Source organism: Endozoicomonas sp. Z74, assembly GCF_057680865.1.
Window position 1 is genome coordinate 1 of record NZ_JBLYZI010000097.1, and the last position, 23626, is coordinate 23626.

The 23626-nt window shown below is 49.9% G+C and carries 23 protein-coding genes; 14 read left to right on the forward strand and 9 right to left on the reverse strand.

Annotation, left to right across the window (positions count from 1 at the left end; all coding sequences use genetic code 11):
• Positions 1–122 precede the first annotated feature (122 nt).
• Positions 123–290 (reverse strand): DUF4250 family protein, encoded by a 168-nt coding sequence (locus ACNRUY_RS20990; protein WP_488113622.1) that lies wholly within the window; start codon positions 288–290, stop codon positions 123–125.
• A gap of 406 nt (positions 291–696) precedes the next feature.
• Here ACNRUY_RS20990 and nhaC point away from each other — a divergent pair, with 406 nt between their 5' ends.
• Positions 697–2130, forward strand: a complete 1434-nt coding sequence (nhaC, locus tag ACNRUY_RS20995; protein WP_488113623.1) for a Na+/H+ antiporter NhaC — start codon at positions 697–699, stop codon at positions 2128–2130.
• 351 nt (positions 2131–2481) lie between these two features.
• On the forward strand, positions 2482–3495 hold the full coding sequence (gene ansA / locus ACNRUY_RS21000; protein WP_488113624.1) for an asparaginase: 1014 nt from the start codon (positions 2482–2484) through the stop codon (positions 3493–3495).
• Between the two features lie 342 nt (positions 3496–3837).
• Here the strand turns inward: ansA and ACNRUY_RS21005 are convergent, their stop codons facing one another.
• Positions 3838–5166 (reverse strand): hypothetical protein, encoded by a 1329-nt coding sequence (locus ACNRUY_RS21005; RefSeq protein ID WP_488113625.1) that lies wholly within the window; start codon positions 5164–5166, stop codon positions 3838–3840.
• Positions 5167–5470: 304 nt separating this feature from the next.
• Positions 5471–5662 (reverse strand): hypothetical protein, encoded by a 192-nt coding sequence (locus ACNRUY_RS21010; protein ID WP_488113626.1) that lies wholly within the window; start codon positions 5660–5662, stop codon positions 5471–5473.
• Positions 5663–5674: 12 nt separating this feature from the next.
• Between ACNRUY_RS21010 and ACNRUY_RS21015 the strand changes: the two genes are divergently transcribed.
• Together ACNRUY_RS21015 and ACNRUY_RS21020 are read left to right on the forward strand one after the other, a co-directional pair.
• Positions 5675–6994, forward strand: a complete 1320-nt coding sequence (locus tag ACNRUY_RS21015; protein ID WP_488113627.1) for an efflux RND transporter periplasmic adaptor subunit — start codon at positions 5675–5677, stop codon at positions 6992–6994.
• Between the two features lie 2 nt (positions 6995–6996).
• Entirely contained in the window at positions 6997–10095 is a 3099-nt protein-coding gene (locus ACNRUY_RS21020) for an efflux RND transporter permease subunit (protein ID WP_488113628.1), read from the forward strand.
• 9 nt (positions 10096–10104) lie between these two features.
• On the opposite strand, the gene ACNRUY_RS21025 is transcribed toward ACNRUY_RS21020, so the two are convergent.
• A complete protein-coding gene (locus ACNRUY_RS21025; protein WP_488113629.1) occupies positions 10105–10962 on the reverse strand; it encodes a hypothetical protein in 858 nt (285 codons plus the stop codon).
• 218 nt (positions 10963–11180) lie between these two features.
• On the opposite strand from ACNRUY_RS21025, the gene ACNRUY_RS21030 reads away from it, so the two are divergent.
• From ACNRUY_RS21030 to ACNRUY_RS21040, 3 genes are read left to right on the forward strand one after another with little or no spacing between them, the layout of a single operon-like run.
• Positions 11181–11411 (forward strand): type II toxin-antitoxin system Phd/YefM family antitoxin, encoded by a 231-nt coding sequence (locus ACNRUY_RS21030; protein WP_488113630.1) that lies wholly within the window; start codon positions 11181–11183, stop codon positions 11409–11411.
• Entirely contained in the window at positions 11408–11803 is a 396-nt protein-coding gene (locus tag ACNRUY_RS21035; RefSeq protein WP_488113631.1) for a type II toxin-antitoxin system VapC family toxin, read from the forward strand. Before ACNRUY_RS21030 ends, ACNRUY_RS21035 begins: the two co-directional genes overlap by 4 nt.
• A gap of 27 nt (positions 11804–11830) precedes the next feature.
• Positions 11831–12016 (forward strand): hypothetical protein, encoded by a 186-nt coding sequence (locus ACNRUY_RS21040; RefSeq protein WP_488113632.1) that lies wholly within the window; start codon positions 11831–11833, stop codon positions 12014–12016.
• A 159-nt stretch (positions 12017–12175) separates the two neighbouring features.
• Here ACNRUY_RS21040 and ung read toward each other — a convergent pair whose 3' ends face one another.
• Positions 12176–12859 carry a uracil-DNA glycosylase gene (gene ung, locus ACNRUY_RS21045; protein ID WP_488113633.1) on the reverse strand — a complete coding sequence of 228 codons (684 nt, stop codon included), beginning with the start codon at positions 12857–12859 and terminating at the stop codon, positions 12176–12178.
• Positions 12860–13011: 152 nt separating this feature from the next.
• Between ung and ACNRUY_RS21050 the strand changes: the two genes are divergently transcribed.
• The gene (locus ACNRUY_RS21050) at positions 13012–14064 is read left to right on the forward strand and encodes a Ppx/GppA phosphatase family protein (protein ID WP_488113634.1); all 1053 of its coding nucleotides are present in this window, start codon (positions 13012–13014) and stop codon (positions 14062–14064) included.
• A 154-nt stretch (positions 14065–14218) separates the two neighbouring features.
• Here the strand turns inward: ACNRUY_RS21050 and ACNRUY_RS21055 are convergent, their stop codons facing one another.
• The 3 genes from ACNRUY_RS21055 to prfB all read right to left on the reverse strand — a co-directional run bounded on the left by ACNRUY_RS21055 (position 14219) and on the right by prfB (position 17865).
• A complete protein-coding gene (locus ACNRUY_RS21055) occupies positions 14219–14884 on the reverse strand; it encodes a TetR/AcrR family transcriptional regulator (RefSeq protein WP_488113643.1) in 666 nt (221 codons plus the stop codon).
• Between the two features lie 322 nt (positions 14885–15206).
• A complete protein-coding gene (gene lysS / locus ACNRUY_RS21060) occupies positions 15207–16712 on the reverse strand; it encodes a lysine--tRNA ligase (RefSeq protein ID WP_488113635.1) in 1506 nt (501 codons plus the stop codon).
• Between the two features lie 54 nt (positions 16713–16766).
• Positions 16767–17865 (reverse strand): peptide chain release factor 2 gene (gene prfB / locus ACNRUY_RS21065; RefSeq protein WP_488113636.1). Its coding sequence is split into 2 segments (ribosomal slippage): positions 16767–17789 and positions 17791–17865, totalling 1098 coding nucleotides; the frame shifts between segments, so codons are not numbered across the junction.
• A 290-nt stretch (positions 17866–18155) separates the two neighbouring features.
• Between prfB and ACNRUY_RS21070 the strand changes: the two genes are divergently transcribed.
• On the forward strand, positions 18156–18467 hold the full coding sequence (locus ACNRUY_RS21070) for a hypothetical protein (protein WP_488113637.1): 312 nt from the start codon (positions 18156–18158) through the stop codon (positions 18465–18467).
• A 176-nt stretch (positions 18468–18643) separates the two neighbouring features.
• The gene (glk, locus tag ACNRUY_RS21075; RefSeq protein WP_488113638.1) at positions 18644–19657 is read left to right on the forward strand and encodes a glucokinase; all 1014 of its coding nucleotides are present in this window, start codon (positions 18644–18646) and stop codon (positions 19655–19657) included.
• A 417-nt stretch (positions 19658–20074) separates the two neighbouring features.
• Here the strand turns inward: glk and ACNRUY_RS21080 are convergent, their stop codons facing one another.
• A complete protein-coding gene (locus ACNRUY_RS21080; protein WP_488113639.1) occupies positions 20075–21046 on the reverse strand; it encodes an integron integrase in 972 nt (323 codons plus the stop codon).
• A gap of 283 nt (positions 21047–21329) precedes the next feature.
• Between ACNRUY_RS21080 and ACNRUY_RS21085 the strand changes: the two genes are divergently transcribed.
• The 4 genes from ACNRUY_RS21085 to ACNRUY_RS21100 form a co-directional block, all read left to right on the forward strand.
• On the forward strand, positions 21330–22007 hold the full coding sequence (locus tag ACNRUY_RS21085) for a class I SAM-dependent methyltransferase (protein WP_488113640.1): 678 nt from the start codon (positions 21330–21332) through the stop codon (positions 22005–22007).
• 111 nt (positions 22008–22118) lie between these two features.
• Complete coding sequence (locus tag ACNRUY_RS21090) at positions 22119–22520, forward strand: DUF4259 domain-containing protein (protein WP_488113641.1); 402 nt, start codon at positions 22119–22121, stop codon at positions 22518–22520.
• A 97-nt stretch (positions 22521–22617) separates the two neighbouring features.
• Positions 22618–23367, forward strand: a complete 750-nt coding sequence (locus ACNRUY_RS21095) for a hypothetical protein (RefSeq protein ID WP_488113642.1) — start codon at positions 22618–22620, stop codon at positions 23365–23367.
• Between the two features lie 124 nt (positions 23368–23491).
• Positions 23492–23626: transposase (locus ACNRUY_RS21100; RefSeq protein WP_488112090.1), on the forward strand; the 135-nt coding region annotated here is incomplete at its 3' end.

Consider the following 23626-nt stretch of genomic DNA (forward strand, 5'->3'; position numbering starts at 1 on the left):
AAGAACGCCAATGGAAACTCTGATAGATGGCAAAGAGATCTGGAAGGAAAAATTTGTAGCCTGAATTTGACCTGACAGACACCCTCTGAAAAATCGGTGACTGTCAGATCAGGTCTGAACTACTACAGGTAATGGTAGTGGATCTGCCGCATCATTCTCTCCATCTGCTTGACCGGAAGGCCCAGATCTTCCGACAACCGCTCAAGTCCACTACAGCCCAGCCGCAGGCGTTCATTCATTATGCCTACCAGAATATGGGGTTCCAGCCTTTCGGGATGAAGGATATCCATCAGTAACCACCTCTTTAATGCAGAAATGTACAGTGACGGTCAGCAGGGTTAAGGATACGCTCCGTTATCAATTTCAACCAGCTTCAGGCAAACCTTTTCATTAACGGTAACGGCTGCTGAAACCATTGCGGATGGTACGCACAACCACCAAAGACTTCTTTATCAACCCTCCAAATGAATGAGTATTTTTTGCACCGTACAAAGAATATACACCCAGCCTGCTGCACATTTAACCTATAAAATCACGCTAATATAAAAAGAGACCGAAGTCGCTTTTCCTTTCTTTTTCAACAAATTGTAAGCATATTTGGAAGCGTTTTCTGACACAGATCAAAAAATGATCGCGCCAAATCTATAGGATAGGCGCCACGCTAACATCGATTAACACAATCCACGGAGTTCGTTAATGGAGCAGAAAATCAAGCTGCCATCTATGGGACAGGTTTTCCTGGTTCTTGGCACCTTCCTGGTTCTGGCATTTGCCTTCACCGCCAAGCTAGACCTTCCTATCCAGCTGGCACTTTGCATCGGCTGGTTCCTGGCCATGGCTCTTGGAGTCAAGCTGGGTCATCAATACAAAGATCTTGAAAAGGCGGCTGCCGAAGGCATTTTCAAAGGCACCGGCGCCATTCTGATCCTGATCGCAGTAGGCGCCCTGGTGGGTACCTGGATCGCCGGAGGCATCGTTCCTTCCATTATTTACTACGGTCTGAAAACCATTCACCCTTCCATCTTCCTGCTGGCCACCATGGTCATCTGCTCCATGACCGCCCTGGCAACAGGTACCTCCTGGGGTGCTGCCGGTACCGCCGGTATTGCCATGATGGGGATTGGTCAGGGTCTGGGGGTTCCCGCGCCAGTGACTGCCGGTGCCATCCTGTCCGGTGTTTACTTCGGAGACAAGCTCTCTCCCCTGTCCGACAGTGTCATCCTGGCCTCCTCCATGTCTGACGTTGAGATTGTTGACCACATCAAAGGTATGCTGCCCATCAGTCTGACCGCCTATGTGCTGACCGGCCTGGCCTTCACTGTCTACGGCTTCCAGTTCGGTGGTAATGCCGATATGCACCAGGTGCAGGAAGTCATGGCCCTGATGGACGCTAACTTCAACATTTCCATCATGGCCTTTGTGCCGGTGGCCATTGTCCTGACCCTGCTGGCCAAGAAGTTTCCATCCTATCCAGTCATTATGCTGGGTGCCGCACTGGGAATGATCTGGGCGATTCTGTTCCAGGACCGCACTCCCGTAGAAGCCATGGGTGCCCTCTGGTCTCCTCTGACCGTTGACTCCGGTAACGCCTTCCTGGATAACATTCTTAACCGGGGTGGCATGTCCAATATGCTGGGCTCCGTAGCGGTTATTATCTTCGGCCTGGGCTTTGGCGGCCTGCTGGACAAGGTGGGCATTCTGGAAACCGTTGCCAGCCAGTTCGAGAACCGGATCACCAATGAAGGCAACCTGACTGTGTACACAGTGGTCACCGCTTTCCTGGCCAACGTATTCGGCTCTGCCATGTACGTATCCCTGATCCTGACCCCCAAGATCATGTCCGGTAACTACGACCGCATGGGCGTTGACCGCCGGATGCTCTCAAGAAGCGCCGAGTTCGGTGGCACCCTGACCTCTGGTATGGTGCCCTGGTCTGACAACGGTATCTTCATGGCGGGCCTGCTGGGTGTATCCACCTTCGCTTACGTCCCCTTCATGTGGATGAGCTTTATCAGCATCGGCCTGGTGATCACCTTCGCCTACCTGGGCAAATTCCGTCCGGCTGATGGCAAGTATGTCAAAGCAGCTGCTTCAAAGCAGGACGTTCAGGGTAACCTGGCAACGGCCTGAAGAACCTGCTAATCAACTCCGGCCAACCCTGGCAAAAGCGCTACCTATTTAACGGTGGCGCTTTTTTTAGCCCAGAGCGATTTTGTGAACCCAGGATCCTTTGATGCTACAGATCAAACCGCGAACCGGACCGGAGATGATAGAATTAAACTCAAATAGCCATAGCGAAAGAAAACAGTTTGCTCCTTCCCTATGAACAACAGGGATGCAAACTGTTTTCACGGTAAATGATCAAAGATTTATCGGTACCTCTTTATGAAAGGTTCTCAGTGCCTGTCATAAAGAAAAGTGATTCGCCCTACTCCCCCCGGGGAGTGATTTTCAGGACTTTTTCCTAGGATACAAGCATCAATGAGCAAGAAAATTTACGTTGCTTATACTGGCGGAACCATTGGCATGCGCCCTTCAGAGTCTGGCTATGTGCCTGGCGATAACCTGATGGGCCTGCTGGAGGAAAAACTGCCACCGGATGTGATGGCCAGCCTGCCGGAATTTGAACTCCATGAATATGAACAGCTGATTGATTCCAGCAACATCCGTCCAGATAATTGGAAACAGATCGCTTCTGACATCGCCAGTCGCTACCAGGACTTTGACGGTTTCGTGGTCCTTCATGGTACCGACACCATGGCCTACTCCTGCAGCATGATCTCCTTTATGCTCCAGAACCTGAAAAAACCGGTTATTTTTACCGGCTCCCAGATCCCCCTGTGCGAAGCCCGTACTGACGGTCTTGAGAACCTTGTCGGTGCCCTGACCATGGCCGCCGATGATCGCATCCGGGAAGTCTGCCTGTACTTTAATGGCCGACTGCTTCGGGGTAACCGCTCCCGCAAACTGAACGCCTATCTGTTTGATGCCTTTGACAGCCCCAACTACCCCTGGCTGGGCCGCGCGGACATCAATGTCGAGCTGAACGAAACCCTGCTCTGGCGCCCGGAAGCACCGGAAAAATTCCTGTTGGACTGTGATTCCGATACCCATGTGGCCACCCTGCAATTATTCCCGGGTATTACCGCCAGCTGGATGGAATCGGCATTAAACCAGCCCATGGACGCCTTTATTCTGCGCACCTACGGCACCGGCAATGGTCCGGACGGTGACCAGGCTCTGCTGGATACCTTCGCCCGGGCCACCGAAGCCGGAAAGCTGATCGTCAACCTGACCCAGTGCCACCGGGGAACCGTGCACCAGGGCAGTTATGCCGCCGGTTCAGCCCTGGCCAGAGCCGGTATTGTCGGCGGTCTGGACACCACCACCGAAGCAATGTTCTGTAAGCTTCACCACCTTTACTCTCAGGGGATGTCCACTGAGCAGGTGAAGGAAATGATTGGCGTCAGCCTGGCGGGTGAGCTTTCCATTTAACGGCAGTGTATATGACCCACGTATTTCAGGAACAGGGGCTGCAATTCTCTACAGGATTCAGGTTTGTTAACACCTGCGAGGTTCCTGATTAAACCTGTTATACGGAGTCATGTATTCGCTCATTGACATTTCTACCCCTTCTTTCGAGTAGAGCCTGGTGATCACCAGGCTCTACTCAGCTTTGGCCTTCTCATTGACTATCCGCTTTTTAACAGCGGGTGTGTTGCAATCGTTATGAACATTTTTCAGGACAGAAAATACCTGCTATCAACCGTCTCAGAGCATACTAAAACTTGACCTTCCACCTGTGGCCACCATTTATGCCGTTAACAGCTCATAATTTTATGAACACAAAGAATAGGGATGCTTTGGAGGAAGTTCTTCAATGGCTTTTACCACATGACTTGCAGGGTATCTTTTATCCATTTCAACATTGAAAGGAACACCTTTTCCCTTATTAACCTCAACAAAACCACCATCTTCTGCTTTAATACGCAATGGTTCAAAACTAACAGTCATATGATCCTCAAAATACTTCCCTAAAAAATGCTTATAATCTTTTATATCAAAACAGATGTTGACCCAACCATCGATAATGATAATACCTGCCCCCGTTTTCAGATAACAGCATGAATGCCCATAATGGCTCTTATCCACCATTAAGAGCCAACCATATTCGCCGCCAGAGTATCCTAAATTGCGAAGAGTAATAACTGCGCTATCTGAAAAATGATCACAGTTACCAAATTTAGCCAAATCATCGCCAGGGGGATAAAAGGTTTTATTTTCCTTTTGCCATTTATACCGCTCTTGCACCTTTTTAAAAACTTGTTCTCTTTCAACTCTGACTGAATAGGCAGGGTGCTGTTTAGTAAAGCTGATACCATTATGCCTGCTACAACTATACAACACCGAATAGTTGGCTGTCTCTCTTGCAAATTCACACATCGCTGAAATTCTTTCCGGGCTCTTAGGAGGAAGTGAGTCAATGACTAAACGAAGCTTCGTCAGTTTGTTATTGACTTTGAGCCTTGTGTTTTCATCCGATGAAAAAACACTATACGATCCTCTGGAAAGAATTGGAATTTCTAGATCTTCGATACGGTGTTTTTTGCGGAAATTAGAATAATAATTAGTTGTCTGTAAAAGCTGAAATACCTGCTCGAGCATATACGTTTCCGGACTAAACCCACTCTTTTCAACCTCTTTTTCAATCCTGTAGACTTCTCCACTCAGTTCATCAAAATCACTCTTAGAGAAACATTGTGTAGCATTAGGGAGAATCTCATCAACAATAGTTTTTATCCCCTTTCCCTCATAACCGTCCATTAACCTATAAAACGCAACAATAACACCGCACAGCCTTGGACTTATACCATAAGACGAATGATATTCACCGAATTCTTTAACCGTATCATAATCACTGTCCAGAGTGACATTAACCAGCTGAGTCATTACTTCATCAAATAAACTAATGACTTCCCTATCCTGTATGGTTTTCTTTTGCTCTGGAGGGTGAGAATGACCCGACATCCATTTACAAGCTACACTCCACGGCGCAACCCTATAGCGTCCATAAACTTCAGAAACATCTTTAAACATTGCACCGACTTTTAAACCTGATCCAACATCTCCATAATGAAAAATACCCAAGTAATTCGCTAGATTCATCACCCTCCCCCATGCGACCATTCATTCCCCGAAGATCACTCACGCAACAATTCAACAACACAATTAACTTTATCTTTTCATACAGAGTCTATGATACTGCCTTCAACCGTAAAAATTAAATAACTATCGAGTTATGAATATTAAACAGTGCACCCTTGACAACAGATAACCGTCACTGTTATCGATAGTTCGAAATATGCAATGAGTATGACTTGATTCACATCGGTACTTTGGGAGCACCCTGTATGAAACCTAACGGCAATACTTGAAGTTGCCTGCTCTGACTGCGAAAGTACCCACTCCATCAGTGCCCTTCATCAGCCTCCAGCTCTTTTCCTTGATTTAATCCCTCACCCTGCTCCGGACCCAGGTCAAAAGGATCAAAACCAATTTTCATTCTAAACAATGAGTAGGCATTCATTAACCAGCCCTGTAGAATTGAGTAACCCATTTCAAAGGGGTGATTCACACTGAATATCCCCAGCTCAACCACCACAAGGACACCCCTGTGCAGGCGACACAAAAACGATACTTTCTCTATGCCCTTGGGATTGGTGTGCTTATCCTGCTGCTGGCAATACTCAACCGCCAGACACCGCCCCTGAGCCCGGCCCAGGACAGGGCCAGACCGGTTCAAATCGCCCTGGTTGAAGAAAAGAACATTGCTCCGCTGATTTCCGGTTTTGGCCGTGTTCAACCTAAAGTTGACTGGAAAGCCATTGCCGAAGCCAGCGGCAAAATCATTTACCGCCATCCGGATCTGGAAAAAGGGCGCATAATCCGGGCCGGTGAAGTTCTGCTTAAAATTGATCCCCTGGATTATCAGCTGCAACTGGCCCGTGCCCAGGCTGACCTGAATGCCAGCAAAGCCCAGCTGCAACAACTGGATTTGCAGGAAGCCAATCTGAAAGCCTCCCTGAACATCGAACAGCAACGTCTGGAGCTCATTGAAAAAGAGCTGGCACGAAAAGAGAACCTGCTGAACAAAAAGGTATTATCACGTTCCGACTTTGACCAGCAACGACTAAGCAACCTCTCCCAGCAGAGCCAGGTTCTGAATCTGAAAAACCAGCTTGCGCAAATTCCCGACAACCGGAAAGTCAGTGAAGCCCAGGTCCGAATCCATCAGGCAAAACTGGATGAAGCCCGCCGCCAGCTGGAAAAGACGTCCATCACCCTGCCCATGACCGCCCGGGTTGCCAGTGTCGATTTTGAGGTGGGCCAGGCGGTGAACCTTCAGCAGCAACTGGCTCAGCTTTACGGCATTGAAACCATGGAAGTAGAGGCCCAGGTGGCTCTCCATGATGCCCGGACTCTGCTGAACAGCATTCCATTCAGCGCTGACGGACAACCCGTGACCGATGTATCCCAGCTGCGTCCGGAAACCTTTGGACTGGCTGCCCGGGTAATGATCAGCAGCGGCAATTACCGCCTCGAAAAACCAGCAAGGGTCAGCCGGGTCAGTGAAACCATTGACCCTAACCAGGGCACCGTCGGTATCATTCTGGAAACAGACCAGAACTATCAGGCCATGATCAATGCCCACCAGGTGCCCCTGGCCAATGGACTGTTTGTGGAAGCGGAACTGGAAGGCCTGCCTCAACCCCATCTAGTGGTTCCTGAAAAAGCCCTTCACGGCAAAAACCTCTACGTTCTGGACGAGCACCAGAAACTGAAAACCGTTAACGTCAACCTTCTGTTCCGCCGCACCATCAATGGCCAGAACATAGCGGCGGTCACGGGAGCCCTCAAGCCCGGTGACAAAGTCATCACCACGGACCTGGTACCGGCCATCCCGGGTATGCTGTTGAAAGTGGTGGAGGACTGACGGTGATCCGCTATTTTCTCAAACACCCCACCGCCGCCAATCTGCTGATGACCGCCCTGCTGCTGGCAGGCGTTCTGGCGTTACCGGATATCAAACGGGAAACCTTTCCCGAATTTGATCCCAGCTACATTTCTGCCAGTGTCGCCTTTCCCGGCTCCACGCCAGAAGAAGTGGAAGAGGCCCTGTGCCTGCGCATGGAAGATGCCATTGATGGCCTGAGCCATATTGAAGAAGCCCGGTGCCAGGCCCTGGAAGGAGCGGCCACCCTGATCATCAAACTGGATGACAGCGCTGACACCGGTCGGTTGCTGGTGGACATCCAGACCCGGATCAATGCCATCCATGACTTCCCCAGGGAAATAGAACCGCCCGTCGTTCAGGAAATGGACTGGAACGAACCTGTGGTGGATGTCGCTATCTCTGCTAACACCGGGTTACCCGACTTAAAAGCATACGCCGAAGCCGTTAAACAGCGGATGAAAGTGGATGCCGGCCTGCAACTGGTGACCATCAATAATTTTTCCGATCATCAGCTGCGGATTGAGCTCCGGGAAGCCAGCTTGCGTCGTTTAGGGCTGACCGTTGGCGACATTGCCAGCAAAATAGCCCGTCAGAACATCAAATTGCCCAGCGGCAATATTGAAACCCGGGATAAAAGTCTGCTGATCCGCTTTGATGAACGCAAGATCACCCCGGAAACCCTGGCCCAGACCGTTATTTCCTCGACCAGCCGTGGCAGCACTGTCCGCCTGGGTGAGATCGCCCACATTACCGACCGGTTTGAGCGGGATGAGAACCGCATTTACTTCAACAACCAGCCGGCAGCCATCCTCACCGTGAGCAAAAACAAAGCCGATGACGCCCTCCGGGTTAAGGACGTCGTCCGTCGCTTTGTTGAGCAGGAACAGGCCAGGGCTCCTGACGGCGTCACCCTGAGTCTTACCAACGATCTGTCATCGGTTCTCTGGGACCGCCTGACCATGATGGTCCGTAATGGCTGGCAGGGGATCCTGCTGGTCTTCGGGGTGATGTGGCTGTTTTTCTCCCTGCGTTACTCCTTCTGGGTGGCTGCAGGTCTCCCCGTGGCTTTTCTTGGCAGCATCATGCTCATGTCCATGACAGGGCTGTCCATCAACATCCTTTCCCTGGTGGCCCTGCTGATGGCCATCGGCATTATGATGGACGATGCCATTGTCATTTCCGAGTCCATTGCCGCCCACCTGGACCAGGGCCTTGCCATTGACGATGCGGTTTTCCAGGGCGTAAAAAAGGTTCTGCCCGGCGTCTTCTCCTCCTATCTGACCACCGTCTGCATTTTCGGGAGCCTGCTTTTCCTGGAAGGACAGATGGGTTCAGTGCTGAAAGTTATTCCCCAGGTACTGATCCTGGTGCTGACCCTGAGTCTGGTAGAGGCGTTTCTGATCCTGCCCCATCATCTCTCTCACTCCCTTCACCGCAACACCAACGAGAAAAAACCGCCCCGGTTCAAACAGAAACTCCTGGACCGCTTTGACCATTTCCGTCAGGAAACCCTGACCCGCTATGTTACCCAGGTCATTCGCTATCGCTACCTGTTCCTGGGCAGCGTGCTGGCTCTGCTACTGGCCTCCGGAGCCCTGCTGGCCAGCGGAGCCCTTTACTTTATTGGCTTCCCCGATGTGGACGGTGACCAGGCAGAAGCCCGAATCATTCTGCCTCCCGGCGCCACATTTGAGCAGACCCGTAAAGTGGTCAACACCGTGGTGGACAGTGCGGAAGCACTCAACAACCGTTTTTCCCAGGAAAACGAGGCGGGCGCCCCTCTGGTGGAGAACATCTCTGAACGCTTCAATTTCAATCCCGACGCCAGTGAAAGTGGTCCTCACATCGCTACCGTAAAACTGGATCTGCGCTCTGCCGAACAGCGATACACTCTGCTGGACGATTTTCTGGACGCCTGGCGAAAGGATGTGGGAGAACTCCCGGACCCCGTCTCCATCAGCTTTACCATGGGCTCCATTGGCCCTTCCGGCCGTGCCATTGAAATCCGGATACAACATCCCGATCTGGAAACCCTGAAAGCCGCCTCCCTGGACATTCAGCACTTTCTCTCACAGTTTGATGGCGTCAGCAATCTCATGGACGACATGCGACGGGGGAAAGAAGAGGTTCTGGTGAGCCTGCGCCCCGGTGCAGAAGCCTTCGGGATTGACGGGGAACTGATTGCAGGGCAGCTCAGGGCCGCTTACTTTGGCCAGACCGCTGATGAAATACAGGTGGGTCCCGAGAATCTGAAACTCCAGGTGCAACTGGACAACCGGGACATCAGCCGCCTGGACGATTTGAGCAACCTGCCCGTGATCCTGCCCGATGGCAGCCAGATCCCCCTGGCCACCATTGCCACTCTGGAATACCAGAGAAACTTTGTCCGGATCCAGCGCATCAATGGCCTCAGAACCCTGACAGTCACCGGTGATATTGATCAGCATAAAGCCAGCGCCAACCAGATCAACACCCGACTTCTCCAGGAGCAGCTACCGTCATTAAAAGAGAAATACCCCGGTATACGCTTCGGCTTTGAAGGCGAGGTGAAAGAAAATGCCAAGACCAGCAGCTCCATGACCAAAGGGTTTCTCATGGGACTTTTTGGTATTTTTGCCATCCTCAGCTTCCAGTTCCGCAGTTATACGGAACCCTTTGTGGTCATGCTCGCCATTCCCCTGGCCATGATCGGGGTGATCTGGGGGCATTTCCTCCTGGGCTATTCCCTGAGCATGCCCAGCATGCTGGGCTTTGTCTCTCTGGCAGGTATTGTAGTGAATGATTCAATACTGCTGGTGCAATACATTCGGCTGCATGTGGACGCCGGTGAACCGGTTCACCAGGCGGTAACCCTGGCCAGTAGAGACCGGTTCAGGGCGGTGTTCCTTACCTCAATCACCACCGCCGTCGGCCTGCTTCCCCTGCTTCTGGAAAGGAGTCTGCAGGCCCAGGTGGTTCAGCCCCTGGTGATCTCCATCGTGTTTGGCATCTTCGCTTCCACATTGCTGGTACTGTTTGTTATCCCTGCCGCCTATGCCATCCTGGCGGATTTTGGATGCGTTCGGAAAAAGCCTGTGTAATACAGGCTATTAAAGCTCAGCTTTCTTTTTAAAAGACAACATTTTAAAAGCAAGCCCTCTCTCTTTATCCAGTATCCTGTCAAGATCAACAGTGAGGCTGAAACTTTCAATAATACCTACCAGGCTGACTTCATCAGGAAATTTTTTTAGTAACAATTCTCCCAGCCTGTCCCCTTCTTTTGTTTTCAACTCATTAACTCCTCCCTTATCGGCCAAATCATCCTGAATAATCGTTAACAAAAAATTCGGCAACAAACGATATTTCCTGGCAATTGCAGCGAAGAGGGCGTTATCATTCCGATCTATATTCCCCTGATTCAAAAATGGCACCCCCTCTTCATGAAGTAACATCAAAAGATAGAACTCTTTTGGGAGATACTCAGCCTGCTCACCATTGGTAAGTGATACAAAATCTTCTGGCCTGAATCTATTTGGCTCAAACTGATAATGATCAACAACTAATTGAACCAGGGTCCTACCATTTTCATCATAATGACGACTCACTTCATCCATTTTCTCATGACAAACTACCTCAAACTCTCCAGTTTCATAGTTGGCCTGAGAGCTACTGGAGCCCTCCCCGGGAACCTTTCTAAACCAACGCTTTTTTCCACTAGAAACACTCCCGGTTTTCATGGAGTTCCTGCATTTTTGCCGGTGCTCGAGCCTGTCTAATACAAGCTCATAATTCCCTTCTTTCAACCACAATGACCACTGGTGCCCTTCGCCCGCGTGGCCTTCAACCTCTTGTACTTCACTCTGTCGCTCAAGTCGAGGAGAGACAACCGCCGAATAACTGTAGAACCCGGCAAATTGAAAAAAAACAAACACTGTAAAACCAAAATAATACGGACTGAAACGCATCATATTGACCTCAAATATACAGAAAGACTGCTTATACAGACCTTGATTGCCCCAGAATGTTCTTTGCCTTCACCTTAACGGTGCTGTTTGTTATCCCTGCCGCTTATACCATCCTGGCGGATTTTGGCTGGATCAGAAAACAGCCTACCCTTCCCCAGTCCCGGTAAATACACAAGAAACCTGCTATATTGTACAAAATCAATGTACAACGAGAGACTCCCATGGAACACATCAATATCAGCGAATTACGGGCAAACCTGCTGAGTTATTTAAAAAAAGCCCAGGCAGGACAGCCATTTACGGTCACTTCCAATGGGGAAGTTCTGGCCACCATAGCCTCCCCTGAAGCCCTCCGGAAATCAGCCAGAAAGGCGCTTGATGAATTGGCTTGTGATGCACAGGCTGATGACCTTGCACAGTGCACCAATGAGCCATGGAAAGCCATGCAATGATCCTGCTCGATACCTGTGCTTTTATCTGGGACGCACTTAACCATAAACAGTTATCGGTAAAAGCCAGAAAGCGGATTGAGCTGGCAGACCAGCAACAACGACTAACGATCTGCGACATCTCACTCTGGGAAGTAGCCATGCTGATCAGGAAGGGAAGAGTCACTATTGGCACAACAGCAGGCCATTTTTGCCAGCTCGCCCTGCAGGCCAGGAATATCAATGTGCTGTCAATCACCCCAGAGATTGCCGAGCTGTCTGTCAGCTTTGACAGCAGTATCAATAACGATCCAGCAGACCGGCTAATTGCGGCTACAGCCATGATACACGACGCTGAAATTGTGACAGCGGACCATAACCTGCGGGAAAGTCGACTTCTGAAAACGGTCTGGTGAAGCAGAAGCGAGTATCGTGATGAAATTGTGCTGAAAAAGGTCACGGTTGAGCACTCTGAACCGATCGAAAAGGCCGCTTCTGAGTTCAAATTTTCCATGAGTGCCGATGAACTGTTGAAACTGCTCAGGGGCAGTGAACTGAAGCAACCCCTTACCCCTTACCCCTTACCCCTTACCCCTTACCCCTTACCCCTTACCCCTTATACAGCATAAACCCGCTACAAAAGGCTGTCACTCCCTGTTTTTACAAGGGCTTTAAATGAAAAGTTCAAGAATATAATTTGTCATAGGGGTGCCTGTGGATTTTCCCCTCACCCAAACCTTCTCCCAAAGGAAAGGACTGGGGTGAGGGTAAACAGTGAAGATACATTTTCAAAGACCAGGCAACCGCCAATCCACCGGTTCCATGCCATGGCTGACCAGATACTCATTGGCCTGAGAGAAAGGCCTGCTGCCAAAAAAGCCCCGGTAAGCCGACAGGGGCGAAGGGTGAACGGACTTCAGCACCAAGTGACGTTGGGTATCAATAAACCGCCCCTTCTTCTGGGCGTAACTGCCCCAGAGAATAAACACAATCCGCTCACGCCTCTCATTCAGTTCCGAAATCACGCGATCGGTGAACTGCTCCCAGCCTTGCCCCTGGTGGGAAGCCGCCTGGCGATGCTCCACCGTCAATACACTGTTGAGCAGGAGAACCCCCTGCTGTGCCCAGTGTTCAAGGCAGCCATGACTGGCCGGAGAAATCCCCAGATCGGTCTCCAGTTCCTTATACATATTGACCAGTGAAGGAGGAATGGCCACATCCGGACGCACAGAAAAGCTCAAGCCATGGGCCTGTCCGGGCCCATGATAAGGATCCTGCCCCAGAATCACGACCTTGACCTGTTCAAACGGGGTAAGGTCCATGGCCCTGAAATACTCACTCCCTTTTGGATACACAGTTCTGCCTTCCGCTTTGACCCGCTTCAGAAACGAGCGCAGCACCTGCATATACTCTTTGGCAAACTCATCCTGCAAAACCCCTTTCCAGGACGGTTCAAGCCTGATTTCCGGCATTCTTTAATCCCCTGACAGCCTGCGCACTCTTTAAGGAAGGAATCCTTCCAAGAGCCTGACCGCTGTTAAATCACATAAAATCAAGTGGCTTTATTATAAGGGGCCATGGGCCGATAGAGAATAAAGATTCCCACCGAAATGGACGGTCTACCATGCCTGGCCAATGGATCAAAAGTGCTCTTATTGTTCTCTGCCTGAGCTGCAGCCCCCTCACTTCAGCAGGGCAGCCAGAGCGCAGACTGGCGATTGAAATTGACACAGACGCAGTCCACTTCGTCATCGCTGATGTCAACCCGGAAAACGATCGCATTATCCGCTATCTGGACTCTGGATCCATAAGTGCCGATTTCCATAAAGACCTGATGGCAGGCAGCAACCGGCAATTCAGCCCTGAGCTGTTTGTCCAGGCCCTGAACATTTTTGCAAAACTGAGAGACAAATCCAGCCATTTCACCGTAGATAAAATCCGTGCAGTGGCTACAGAAAGCCTTAGACAGGGAGACAACAGCAACCAACTGATCCAGAAGATCGGTCGTAAAACCGGTATTTCCATTAAAATCCTGACCCCTGAAGAAGAGGACCGGCTCGATTTTTACTCCGCCCTGAAAGTCAGCAATGCTTCCGACACTCCAGTGGTATGGGATATCGGCGCCGGGCGTTATCAACTGATTGCCGGTGATGAGAAAGAAGGCCCTTTTGCCCATCAGGGAACCTTTGGGTCCACTTCCTTTCATGCTTATTTGCTTGAAGTGGTTCAGAAACAAGTAGACAGTCAGAACAAAAAACTGAGGCCCCTGTCCAGGCAAGACGCCGAGGCCGGTATTGATTTCGCCCGTTTCCTGGCACGACAGACACCGATTAAAACCCGAAAGGCCATTGAACAGAATAACGGAATGGTCATCGCCATTGGGTCACTGTTTCGCAACAGCATTGCAGGAGCCATCACCGCAGGCATCATTGCAGAGCAGCCGGATAGCTACAGCCGAGCCCGACTGGAACAAGTCATTTATCAACGGTTGAATCTGCCCCCCGGGAAACAGCACGTGACGTCAAATGAAGAATCCAGGAAGGAGTTTTATCAGGCAAACCTGGCCAGCGCCCTGATGGTGTATGGTTTCATGCTGGAACTGGAGATCCGGGAGTTGGTCATCTCTAAAAAGAACAGTGCGGACACTCTGCTGGAGTACCCCTTTCTTTGGCACTAAGCCCCCAACACAAAAGCATGCCAATATTATAAACACCCACTCACAACAACTTAGGCGTTGGGTGAATACCAAAACTTTCTGAAACCGCAGCCTGTCGGGCTTATGCATTCAAGCACCCACCTTCCAACAGACTGCAGACTTTCGAAGAGACGGTTCAGATTCCCGCCAGAATCATCAGCTCAATCTGGCGCTTCAGCATGTCGCGCAGCTGGCCATGCTCGGAGGCAAATTCGCTGTCAATCAACCCCTGAAATTCGACCTGCTGCACTACTGCGGCAAAAATCTGAGCGTCCACTTTTGCCTGGCTGGAGCCAATCCTGGCAAAGAACCCTTCAAGGCTTTCCAGGAAAAACTTCTGATGATTAAAGGCAATAGGGCGCAGATTTTCGTTGCGCAGGCACTCCAGCTGAAAAGCCCGTTCTGCCATCAGGTAATCCCGGTGCTCACGCAATTGAATCAGAACGTACTCAACGGCCAGATCGGCCATTTTGCCGGCAAACACCCGTTTGCTGCCCAGAGATTGATCCAGTTGACTCACTGCAGCTTTCAGCTGACTGTCGGAATCTTCCCAATAAGCCTTGAATTTCTCAGCCCCCATTTCCACAAACAACGTAAACGTGTCTGTGATCAGGTCGGAAATATCCTTGAAATAATAAGTGGTGGCGGACAGCGGCACATCGGCCTCTTTGGCCACAGCCCGGTGTCGAACACCACGAACACCGTCTCTGACCACAATTCTCAGGGCCGCTTCGAGAATGGTGCGCCGACGCTGTTCACTGTTGACACGGCTTGTTTTACGTCCCTGGTACTTTAATTCCATTCCATTATTGGAGGTTACGGGTCTGCTCTTGTCGGCTTCACTGCTTGAAGCCAAAATCGTTGAAGCCATATAAAGACTGCCTTACAGTTGACTGATCGTTTTTTAACTTTTGTTGAGCACCTTTTGTTAGGCCACAGGCGCCTAATCGGGCCAAAGGCATGGTGGTTGCGCCACAGGCGGTTTCCTGAGCTTGCAGCTTAGACCAGAAATCAACCAGTCGTCTGGAAATTTGCCCAGCGGCTCCAGCCATACCTGACAGGAAAGCCCGGGTACAGTTCACATAAACTGCTCCCGGGCATGCTGATGGCAATCCCCAGGTGGCTTACTGCGGCCGCATATGGGGGAACAGCAGAACATCCCGGATGGAAGGCGCGTCGGTAAACAGCATTACCAGACGGTCAATCCCGATCCCTTCACCTGCTGTTGGCGGAAGACCATACTCAAGGGCATTGATATAGTCCGCATCGTAATGCATCGCCTCATCATCACCGGCGTCTTTCTCAGCCACCTGCTGTCTGAAGCGTTCCGCCTGGTCCTCAGCATCATTCAACTCAGAGAAGCCATTGGCGATTTCCCGGCCACCCACAAAGAACTCAAAACGTTCTGTAACAAACGGATTTTCATCGTTCCGGCGCGACAGCGGAGAAACTTCTGTGGGGTAATCGGTGATGAAAGTGGGGTTCAGCAAATGATGCTCCACGGTTTCATCAAAGATTTCCATCTGGACCTTGCCCAGGCCCCAGATTTCCTTCACCTCAATGCCCAGTTTTCTGGCCACCTGAGTCGCTGACTCAAGGTTGTCGATATCTGCAGCTTCCAGATCCGGATTGTAGTGCAGGATCGAATCAAAAACGGACATCCGCGCAAACGGCTGGCCAAAGTCCACCCTTTGTCCCTGGTACTCGAACTCCGTTTTACCCAGAACATCCTGGGCCAGCTGCTTCAGCATGGCCTCGGTGTGATCCATCATGTCGGTGTAATCCGCATAAGCCTGGTAGAACTCGATCATGGTGAATTCCGGGTTATGACGAGTAGACAAGCCCTCGTTGCGGAAGTTCCTGTTGATCTCAAACACCCGCTCAAAACCACCGACCACCACACGCTTGAGGTAGAGTTCAGGGGCAATCCGCAGGTACATGTCGATGTCCAGGGCGTTGTGATGGGTCACAAACGGTCTGGCAGTGGCACCACCGGGAATCACCTGAAGCATTGGGGTCTCCACTTCCATGAAATCCTGGCCATGGAAGTATTCACGGATGCCCTGAATGATTCTGGAGCGCACCCGGAAGGTCTCCCGGGACTGTTCATTAGTGATCAGGTCCACATAGCGCTGGCGGTAACGCTGCTCGGTGTCAGTCAAACCCTTGTGCTTTTCAGGCAGGGGGCGAAGTGACTTGGTCAGCAGCTGAACCGCTTCCATGTCCACGTAAAGATCCCCTTTGCCAGAACGCTGAACGGTGCCTTCCACACCGATAATGTCTCCCAGGTCCCAGGTCTTTACCTCCGCCAGCGTCTCTTTGGACAGCTGCTTGCGATTCACGTAAAGCTGGATACGGCCAGACATATCCTGGAGCTCCATAAAAGCCCCACGATTAAGCATGATCCGACCGGCCACACAGACCCGGTGGTTCTGCTCCGCCAACGCCGCTTTATCGGCATTTTCAAACTGCTGCTGCAGCTCCCCAGCCAGGGCGTCCCGACGGAATTTGTTCGGGAAGGCTACCCTTTTTGAGCGGATCTCTGTCAGCTTTTCCCGACGCAGAGCCACCAGGCGGTTTTCCTCCTGGGCATCCACATTCTGTTCTTCAGGTATCTGTTGTTCAGACATAAAGGTCGACTCTTTCTGCACGGACTGGCCGTCCACCGGTCCGGTATAAAAAAATTACAGGCCTTTTTTCAGGCTGGCTTCAATGAATTTGTCCAGATCACCGTCCAGAACCGCCTGGGTATTGCGGGTTTCAACCCCGGTCCTCAAGTCCTTGATACGGGAGTCATCCAGCACATAGGAGCGAATCTGGCTGCCCCAGCCGATGTCCGACTTGGAGTCTTCCATGGCCTGGGATTCTGCGGTCCGTTTCTGCATCTCCAGCTCATACAGCTTGGCTTTCAATTGCTGCATGGCCTTGTCTTTGTTCTGATGCTGGGAACGCTGGTTCTGACACTGGACCACAATTCCAGAAGGAGCATGGGTAATTCGCACCGCCGAGTCGGTGGTGTTAACGTGCTGACCACCGGCACCACTGGAGCGGTAGGTGTCGATTCTCAGGTCCGACGGATTGATCTCCACCTCAATGTTGTCGTCAATTTCCGGAGAGACAAAGACCGATGCAAACGAGGTGTGACGACGGTTACCGGAATCAAAGGGAGACTTTCTGACCAGGCGGTGCACCCCGATTTCTGTTCTCAGCCAGCCAAAGGCATAATCCCCGGAAAACTGAACGGTGGCGGATTTAATGCCTGCCACTTCACCGGCGGACACTTCAATGATCTCGGTTTTAAACCCGCGGGTCTCACCCCAGCGCAAATACATGCGCAGCATCATGTTGGCCCAGTCCTGAGCTTCGGTACCACCGGATCCGGCCTGGATGTCCAGATACGCATTATTGGGGTCCATCTCGCCAGAGAACATGCGACGGAACTCAAGCCCTTCGAGCTTGCTGCAAAGCTCGTCCAGCTCATCCATCACCCCCTGGACACCGTCTTCGTCTTCTTCCTCAACGGACATGTCCAGCAGTTCATTGGCATCGGACAGGCCACCGGTCAGCTCATCAATGGTGGCCACAATCGCTTCCAGGGTGGAACGCTCTTTACCCAGCTTCTGGGCATACGCGGGATCGTTCCAGACGTTTGGATCTTCCAGCTCCCGTTCTACTTCCTGCAGACGCTCACTTTTGTGAGCGTAGTCAAAGGTACCCCCTAAGCACGTCCGTACGCGCTGTCAGGTCCTTAATACGCTCCTTGATGGGATTGACTTCAAACATTGCCCTTATTACTCACTCTCGCCAGGCGCCCTGCGCCGTCCTGAAAATCATAATCCGGCCCCAGGTTGACCAGGAGAAGGCCCACCTGAGGGGATTTATGGAAACGGAGAAAACAGCCGGTAGCGGCTGCTGAATCTGCGATACAACTGACGGATTCTACCTCATGAGCCCCCCGGTTGGAATGACCTGACAGGATTTGCAGGGGAACCAAAACCGAACTAAACAGTCCAAGCAGTGAAACAACAAGACACAATTCATTAAAAAACAACCCATTGCAAAGTGAGGAACCTATGAGCACAGTAAAAAGCATTCTCGCCAGCCTCAAATGGCCTTTAACCCTGATTCTGACCCTTTCCAGCCTGGGCGCCATGGCCAGCCTTCCCCAGCCGGCCTCCCAGGAACAGGATAGCCTGCCCCTGGTCCTGAGTCTGGACATGCACGACGAAGAAGGCGTCACCCTTCCCCCGGAAGAGGACAATAAAGAGGACACCAAAACTGAACAGAAAGCCTTCCCACAGCTGTCTCTGGAAGACTCTGTGAAAGAAGACCAGAAGGATGATCAACCGGAAGATGCCGACAAGGGCAAATCCGATAACCGTTGATTAAAACCTTAAGGGCCGGAAACTCCCCCGGCCCTGCCCTCTCTTCAGCCTGCTATTGCGCCTACACACCCGATTGTTGACCCCGGTCATGCCCATTGCTTCGACTTTTGCCTGAGCTCAGGTAGAATCCTGCCTCCACTTTTTTCAATTGATTATCCGTTTGAGCAACGTCCATTATGCCCCTTGCCAATGACGCCTTCTCCCCCTCTCCTGTACAGGTTGCCGACCTTTCATTGGTAGCCGACATTGGCGGCACCAACGCCCGCTTTGCCCTTTGCAGCAACGGTGTTCTTAACGAACAGTCTATTAAGGTGCTGGCCTGTAATGACTTTGACAACCTGGACGGTGCCGTTCAACACTACCTCAACACCATGGGGACCGGCGTCAACAGTGCCTGCATGGCATTTGCCTGCCCGGTCAGCGGAGACCAGGTAAAAATGACCAACAATCACTGGTCATTCAATAAAGAAGCCATGAAGAAAAAGCTGGCGCTTTCCACCTTTAAAGTCATCAACGATTTCACAGCCCAGGCTCTGGCTCTGCCGGCCTTTTCCGATCAAACCCTGATCCGGGTGGGGGAAGGTGAACCTGTGAAAGATGCTGCCAAACTGATTATGGGACCCGGCACCGGCCTTGGCGTTGCGGCCCTGAAACCCGTTGCTGGCAACTGGCTGCCACTGCCCGGTGAAGGAGGCCACGCGGCTTTTTCTGCTGTATCCCGGCTGGATCAGGAAATCCTTCAAGTACTTCAGAAAACAATGGCATTTATCTCTTGGGAGTCCGTACTCTGCGGTTCAGGCCTGGAGCGCCTTTACCAGGCTCACGCCACGCTCAAAGCAGAGCGAGAGGGCAAAGGAATACCGGAAGCGCTCAGGGACTACCAGATCACCGAGCAGGCCATCAGCGGTGAGCCCCTGGCCAGAGCCACACTTCTTCACTTCTGTGAACTGCTGGGCCGGGCAGCCAGCAATGCCGCCCTCACCAGTGGTGCCCAGGGCGGCGTTTACATTGCCGGAGGGATCATCCCCCGTTTTCCGGAATTTTTTGCCAGCTCTGCTTTCCGCGGCGCTTTTGAAACCAACGATAAAATGGTCAACTATCTGAAGGCCATTCCCACCTTTCTGGTGATGTCTGAAAACCCGGGACTGGTCGGTGCCTGCGAAGCCATCACCAACCCACTGGTAGGTTAAACACCGGAACAAGGCTGTGCCCTGCACAGCCTTTGATGAACAGTACCAACCCTCTTAAAACACTGCTTATTTCACATACCACTTTTTTCCTTCCACACCTGTACGAAACAACTCTGAAGCGAGGCCGAAAACTGCCTGATATTTATGGACTTACATCCCGTTTCATACCTTAACCATAAACAGTCTATATATAGCCCCCCGTGGCTTAGCGGCAAGGTAATGCCTTACACCCCTGTAAAGATATGTTAGACGATGGTAGTATTTTCAATCCCCCGGCTTACATGACATCAGTCGTACATAACAAAAAAGCCTGACGATTCCTGAACCGGCATGGAAGGGCGGTAGCGTGGCCTGTATTTCAACTTAAAAGACATAAGAACCTGAATCGGGCTCTTAACCTGAACCACCTTCAGCCCTCTACCTTGCAACCTGAAGCCGGTTCAAAGGACTTTTAACACTGTTGCCTCCCCTGTTCAGGACATGAGTGTATATTTGAGTGGTTTTCAGGTCTTTATGGCCCAGAAGCTCCTGAACGGTTCTGATGTCATAGCCATCATCCAGCAAGTGGGTAGCAAAAGAGTGACGAAACGTGTGACAGCTGCCTTTTTTCAGGATACCCGCCTTATTAATAGCCTGTTTAACAGCACGTTGCAGGGTACTGTCATCCATATGGTGGCGCATTTCCTTGCCGGAACGGGGTTCAACAGAGCGTTTATAGGAAGCAAACAGGTATTGCCAGTGGAGACTGAACGCTTCGGACGGGTACTTTCTTCCCAGGGCATCAGGCATCCAGACTTCTCCCAAACCGGCCTGTAAATCAGATTGGTGATAACTTCGCACCCGTTCAATCCGTTGCTTGATGGAACAATGAAGGGATTCCGGTAAAACAGTCACCCTATCTTTATTACCTTTGCCAGAGCGGACTACAAGAATATTCCTGGAAAAATCAATATCTTTAATCCGCAGGCGGAGACACTCACTGATGCGAAGTCCAGAGCCGTACATAAGTTGAACAGAAAGAAGATAGTCAGGATGGATCACATTGAAAATCTTCTGTATTTCATCCCGCTCAAAAACCACTGGAATTCTGACGGGAGTGCGGGCCCGTTTTGATTGACTTACATCGCCAAGTGGCCTGCAGATAACCTGGCTGTACAAAAAGTTCAGAGCATTCAGAGCCTGGTTTTGCGTGGATGCGGCAACATTTTTGTGCACAGCCAGCCAGGTCAGGAACTGTACAACATGATCAGGCCCCAACTGTTCAGGATGCTTGAGGCCATGAAAACGAATAAAGTAACGAATCCAATAGCAATAACTTTGCTCTGTACGATAACTGTATCTTTTAACCCTTAAAGTGTTACTCACCTGCTGCATAAACTTCATAGCCATAATCGACACTGTTTATTTACACAGTATTATTGCCTGGATATCGATTTTCGCAACCGCTAACGATGAGTAATATTGAAAATGCATTGTAAGAAACGGTAAAATTATCTTTTATATCAAATAGTTATAATATCATGTAAGTTTCGTAATATATCTCATTTTGAGTTAATAAGAACGATATTGGGTGGATATCTCTTAGTTTGAGTTTTTTTGCCCCTAATATTCGATATTACTCGTTTTGAGACCTAATAGCTGTTAGCTGCTTTCCAAACACGGAAGATTTCCTATGTCTAAAAACCAAGAAGAAAAAATCATAGACTCTTGGAAGGTTAATTCCTCTCCTTGGATTAATGCCATTCAGGAAAAACAAATAGAAAGCCGCCAGCTTGTAACAAACAATGAAATCGTCCAAATAATTTTGGCTAAAGCACCGAAAAACGTACTTGATATTGGGTGTGGAGAAGGCTGGCTTTCCAATACATTAAATAAGCATGGTGTTGATTGTACAGGTTTTGATGTAATAGAAGACCTTGTTACGGAAGCAAAATCATCCTCCGCTGGAAAGTTCTATGTTGCAACATACGAAGACTTTCCAGAAAAGATTCCAAACGAAAAGTTTGATCTTGCGGTGTGCAATTTCTCACTCTTTGGAAATGAGTCAGTTGAACAACTCTTCATAAAGTTAAGATCTGTTCTGGTTCAGAATGGCTATTTTATCATCCAAACGCTTAACCCGAAGCAGGCAGCAGAAAATTTTCAATACTCTGATGGCTGGCAACGAGGCTCATGGTCTGGTTTCAATAGCTCATTTACACAACCTGCTCCATGGTATTTCCGAACAACAGACTCTTGGTTATCTTTATTCAAAAAATCTGGATATGATGTCATCGAAGCCATAGAGCCTATAAACCCAAAAACGGACAAACCAGCATCCCTAATCATTGTCGGCAAGCTACGCAGCTAACAAATGGTTCCAGTTCGTTCCGGGGCTTCGCCCCTCCACCCGACGCCGCCGTTGGCGGCGCGGCTGAACCAGGCGTTAGCTGCTGTGAAAAACATCATTTAAGGAGTAATAATGGGAGCTTCAGGAGTTGGAGTATTTGAGGATGATACGTCTTGTGACTTGATAGACGAAGCAATTGAAAGTGATGCAGTATCATTTATCCAAAGAGCCGTAAATCATAAAGATGCAGATTATCTTGAATATGATGAATGCCAAGAGGTAATCGTATCTGCAACTATTATTGACTCAATGATAAATGGGACAACCTACGAGTATGATGAGGGTGAATTTGTAGAGTGGGTCAAGCAACAAGATCCCTCGAGTGTAGTTTGCTATAAAGCCGATATTGTTGCAGGGCTTAATACAGTACTTTCTGAAAACTCAGAGCTTAATGAGCTCTGGTCTGAGAATGAAGAATACTATCAAGAGTGGGTAGCAAGCATAAAAAAATTAACTACGGGCTTATGCAGCTAACAATGCGCTGGTGTTTGCCCCTTCGGGGCGGGACCTCCGCACTGCGTGCTCCGGCCCCACAGCTTAGCGTTAGCCGTAAAAATAAACATATACACATATGAACGAATATTGTAGATACAAAATCAAAAGCTTTTATGAGTCATTTCTTGATAGGAAATTTGATCAAGATGATGTTTCTCAGTTCTTTGTTCTTTCACGAGACTATTCTCAAAAAGGTAGCATCATTAGAGAAGTTGGTGATTTTTTAGCCCATCCAGACATAAAAGATAGAGGAATTGTGTTAAAAAGCATTAAAGAAATAATGCCACTATTTGATGAGGAGATTGAAAGTTGCGGGCTCGACTCTGCTGACTACAGAGACCAGCTTCTATTTAAAGGGCTTGGCTCAGATGAGGAGCTGATAGGCGATTTAAACCACATTTTTGAAAAAGCAGGTTTAAACACAAAGACAATAAGACGTGAAGATAATAGTTATAGAGATTTTCTATTTTGCACTATTTTTCTTCTTAGTACGTTTAAGTTGAAGTTCAAAAATCAAGAGTTAGCGCTTGAAGTAGTTTATTCACATAGTCTAAAGCTCCAAGCACGCTGCGAGAGTCAAAATTATCAAAGATATTTTGCAGTTTTACCCATTCTCCAATTACATAATGTCTGGATAGATTGTCCAATTACATTTATGGCTCCTGAGCACAACTTAAAAAATCACATCGCAAGGAGGTTCAGGCAAGGTTTTGTTGCAGCAATAAGCTATGAAGATGACAGCAATTGCAAAAACAAAGACTATGATAGTAGCAATTTTGCGAGGGGCAAAATCTGGCCTTCACCTGATCACGCAACTTACGGCTAACAAGTGCAGCCATGGGACGCCTCACTGCGTTCGGCGCCCCTGCTGCAAGCGTTATGCCTAGGAGTTACCCACGAATTGTGGACACCCCGCTAAGTTAGATTACAGTCTAACTGGGAGGTGTATCATGAGCCGATATAGAAACCCTGCTTATACCGAAGAGTTCCGAAAAGAAGCTGTTCGTCTGGCAGGCTTACCAGACCACAAAGCTTCTGCTGTTGCTGAACAGCTCGGTATCAGCGTACAGCAGATCTACAATTGG